Here is a 3,858-nt window from a genome sequence, read left to right as displayed (position 1 = left end):
ATATCAGGTGTCTACCAAACAGGGGTCAGGTCCGACGAAGACAACTGCTGTTTATATCAGCCTATAACCATGTGCTAGCGCATGATATAAGAATCATCCCCGCCCTTGCTGCTTATATCATGATACAACTATGCCTTATATCATTCGATAACCATTGCGAAGCGCGTTGATGCTTATATCATCCTACAACCAGCCTTTATATCATGATGTAATCATACGTATGTTTGTATCATGATATAGCGAGTAGTTATATCAGCTTATAAGAATATCATTCTATAAACATGTGATGATGGCATGATACAACCATCCCCTACAACATGATATAAAAAGCAGCCGCGCAAGTGATGATATAAGTATGCCTTCATATCATTCTACAATCATCACACCCTCACACTGCAGTGCAATTTAAGCACCTTTTATCGGCGTGTCGTTTCCCATTTTTAACCCCCATGTGCTATAGATTTTTTCTCAAAAAGTATCTATACTTATAAGCATGAGTAACAAGAAATTAGATAACGCAATCTCTCGTTTGGAGCGCCACAAGAAGGCGCGTGATGAGGCCGAAAAGGCCATGGAAGCCGAGCGGGAAAAGGTACTAAAACAAATTGGCGAAGCCGTCTTTGCCGCAGCGACGAAACCACGCTCCAAATGGTCTAAGTATCTAGACCGTCCACTGCGTGATCTGCTGATTGAATTGGGGTTCAAATCTGCTCCGCAGAACATTCAATCCACTGCCCGACAAGTGGCAAATGGGCCCCAACAACCCCAGCAGAATAACGCGGCCCAGGGCAACAACTCTCCGTTCTAGATGTGGAATGAGAATCGTGACTTCGCCACGGCTTAGAATCGCTGAGTTGGCCCCTAGATCTCGCCGTTTCATCCTGCATCCTTGCAGGGTACGGCGAGCGGAATATCAAGCAGAGCACCACCATGAGATCACATTGAGGTGCTCTAGCGAAGATATTCCCAGCAGGGGTCCAGGGGCGGCACGCCCCGGCCAGCTCACATTGCACCCCGGAAGGGGTGCTTAATGTGATGCTGGCCCCGCCCCTACATCTGAAAAAAAATCCTATTTTGTAGGGGCGGTCTGTAAAGCGGCGTGTAGGGCCTGGGTTTCCCAGGCCTAAGGCCTAAATCCCATCAGGCGGATGTGGAGAGGTTCTATAGACGTAAAAACTGAAGAATGATAAAATGGTTTTTAATAAAAATAGATCTCCACATCTAGGTGTGGATAAACGGCTCGGGGATAAGAAGTTGTGTAGGTATTTAGACCCGAAGAAAGTAGGTGATTGATGGCCGCGAAGACGTATCGGTTTACCCTCCGATTAGACGAGGAACAAGAAAAGCTCGTCAAGGGGGTAGCCGAACGACTAGATATGACGGTTCCCGAAGTGGTTCGCGGGGCGGTAGATAACCTAGCGATGACCCTGCCTGTTGGGTGGGAAAACAAGCTCAATGAACTGCCGCCAGAGACGTTGAAAACGTTGAATCAATTCACCGAACAGATCCGCCGAATCGGGGTGAATTTGAACGGGGCGACGAGGACACTTTTCCGCATGGAACGTCAGTTTGAAAGAACGGATTATCGACTCTCCCGTGAGTTGGATCCGAACACGCTGCTTGCCGTAGCCGGTGATCTGGAAGCCATGGCGAGAGACGTTGCCCAAATTGTGGAGCGGACATGTCGATCACGACGGTAACGAGATCCAAGGATGCAGTCGCGGCTGCGACTTACGTTCTCTACGGCTCGAAGAGTGGGCCGGGTGAAGGGGCGGATGGCCCTAGGCGGATTCGCGCAGCCCGCGTCTCAGTCATAGGCCCGCGCCCGGGATTTGATTTCGACACCTTTGGCCGCGATACCCGAGAGCTAATCCGCAAGCATCCAACACGGGTTAATCAAGTAGTCTCGATTGTCCAATCCTTCTCGCCGGAAGAACTTGATAAGCACTCAGCTGCCGATGTGGAAATGGCGCATTATGCGGGATACCGTTTAGCCGAGATTGTGGCCCCCCACTCCCCTGCGTTAGTAGCCACGCACACCGACAGCAAATCAGGTGCAGTCCACAATCACATCCTGCTTGCTAATCATGACTTCGCGACCGACAAAACACCCCGTTTGGCAGGCAACTGGCACTCGGTTCGCGAGGAGAACGACAAGCTCATGAGAGAACTTGGTTTGCAGGTTCTTGAGCGTGGGTCAAAAGAGCTTTCTCGTGCCGAGCGATTTGCCAAGGCTCAAGGTCGCCAGATTGATGCCGCAGGCTTAAAACTCAAAGACTTAAACGGCGATACCTGGCGCAGCTTCATGCGAGCCAGAATCGAGGATCTTTTTCAAGATGATCGCGTGCGATCCGCTCACGGTGTGAAAGCTGGTTTGGATGTCGCTCATGAGATCGCTAGCGAGCACAACTTAGCGTTTACCGTTCGCGAAAATACCTCGCCCAAAGCCAAAGAAAAGCACACCACGATGTACGCGCTCAAAGACGATGATGGTGAGTTTTTTAAGTACCCCACCAAGCGCGGCAAGCGTAAGGCATCGACTACTGGATCACGTCTGGGTAGTGACTACGAAATTAAGCCGGTGATGGACTACATCAACCAGCTCCAGCAGCGCTATCAGATGGAAGAAGTGGTGAGACAGCGTGCACTGGAAAAGGAACGTATCCGCCAGCAGCGACAAGCAGAATTTGACGCGGAATTTGAGGATTACGACGCTCACAACAAACCAGCGCGTGTAAGTCCGCCGCCAGTGGCTCCACCGATCCACGACCCGACAGAAGAGCGGATACGCAACTTGAGCATCGACCAGTTCAGGAAACCAAAGCGATACGGCTCGCGCCCCCGGGTGCAGGAAGAAGAGTTTGGCCCAGAGTTTTAAGTTGTGATTGCCCATTATGATCCGACACGGTGGTGATGACCTTGCGTTTCTTGGTGTAACCAAACAATTTGAGCTCACGCATGACCCGGTAGAACTTGCGTACCGTTGACTGTAAGCATATACTTACACCTGACATTGTTCGATTACGATACGGAGGGATGATGGACGCAGCACGGTTCGCTCAGATGCTCAGTGCTCTCGGAAGTGAGCCTCGGTTGCGAATTATCGCCTCACTAGAGACGGATTCGACCCATGTCAGTGAGCTGGCCCGCCGACTCGGGATGTCTCGGCCACTGCTCTACCAGCACCTCAACCGCTTGGAAGCTGCTGGACTCATCGAGAGTGGCCTGGAACAGCTCGGAGAGAGCCGAGTGAGGAAGCACTACTGGGTCGCTCCGTTTCAGCTTGAAGTAACTCCAGACCACATCAGACACCTGATTAATCAAGAATAGAAAAGGGAATCTTCGTGACACTTACCGCTACCGTATTTCTTGTCATCCTCGCCGCCGCACTACCACTTGCGATCTTCGTTGCTCTTACCGTCTGGGTGGTACGCACCGTCACCAGCGCACGACGCGAAACGGCGACGGCGATCGATGGTTCAAACCAACTCATCGTGGAGCACCTACGCAACATCACCGAGCGGTTGGATCAGATTGAGACCCAACTCAGCGAGATCCCCGAGTAACCAGGCTCTTCCGTTTAATTGACTCAGAATGCATTAACAAGCTCTAGCTCTGCCTGGGGGCGTTAGGTAGAGCTAGAGCAGTAGCAATGACAGCTCGGGGGCGCGGCCTACACATTAGTCTGTATGGACGCATAGAAAGTAGCGAGAGTGTGTTCACTGGAGTTTTTATCTAGTAGATCTGATAGACGAACACACCAAGCTCATCCTCATAGACCACTTCACGCGGGTAGTAGGTTTCTTTGAGCTTAAGCGATAGCGCTGTTAGGACCACGGATTTAGTAACGCCGTGGTG

At 51.2% G+C, this 3,858-nt stretch carries 5 protein-coding genes; all 5 read left to right on the top strand.

The features are described from left to right. The first annotated feature begins 493 nt into the window (after positions 1-493). On the top strand, positions 494-808 hold the full coding sequence (locus tag HMPREF2875_RS04620; protein ID WP_070670756.1) for a hypothetical protein: 315 nt from the start codon (positions 494-496) through the stop codon (positions 806-808). 484 nt (positions 809-1,292) lie between these two features. Further along, a complete protein-coding gene (locus HMPREF2875_RS04615; RefSeq protein ID WP_070670754.1) occupies positions 1,293-1,700 on the top strand; it encodes a ribbon-helix-helix domain-containing protein in 408 nt (135 codons plus the stop codon). Then, the gene (locus tag HMPREF2875_RS04610; RefSeq protein ID WP_070670752.1) at positions 1,682-2,878 is read left to right on the top strand and encodes a relaxase/mobilization nuclease domain-containing protein; all 1,197 of its coding nucleotides are present in this window, start codon (positions 1,682-1,684) and stop codon (positions 2,876-2,878) included. Before HMPREF2875_RS04615 ends, HMPREF2875_RS04610 begins: the two co-directional genes overlap by 19 nt. 158 nt (positions 2,879-3,036) lie before the next feature. Further along, positions 3,037-3,330 (top strand): ArsR/SmtB family transcription factor, encoded by a 294-nt coding sequence (locus tag HMPREF2875_RS04605; protein ID WP_371327554.1) that lies wholly within the window; start codon positions 3,037-3,039, stop codon positions 3,328-3,330. Positions 3,331-3,344: 14 nt separating this feature from the next. Beyond that, a complete protein-coding gene (locus tag HMPREF2875_RS04600) occupies positions 3,345-3,566 on the top strand; it encodes a hypothetical protein (RefSeq protein WP_070538394.1) in 222 nt (73 codons plus the stop codon). Positions 3,567-3,858 lie beyond the last annotated feature (292 nt).

Source organism: Corynebacterium sp. HMSC078H07 (assembly GCF_001812805.1).
Lineage (GTDB): Bacteria > Actinomycetota > Actinomycetes > Mycobacteriales > Mycobacteriaceae > Corynebacterium.
The sequence above is the reverse complement of the archived record's forward strand: the minus strand, read 5'-3'. Positions and strand labels throughout refer to the sequence as shown.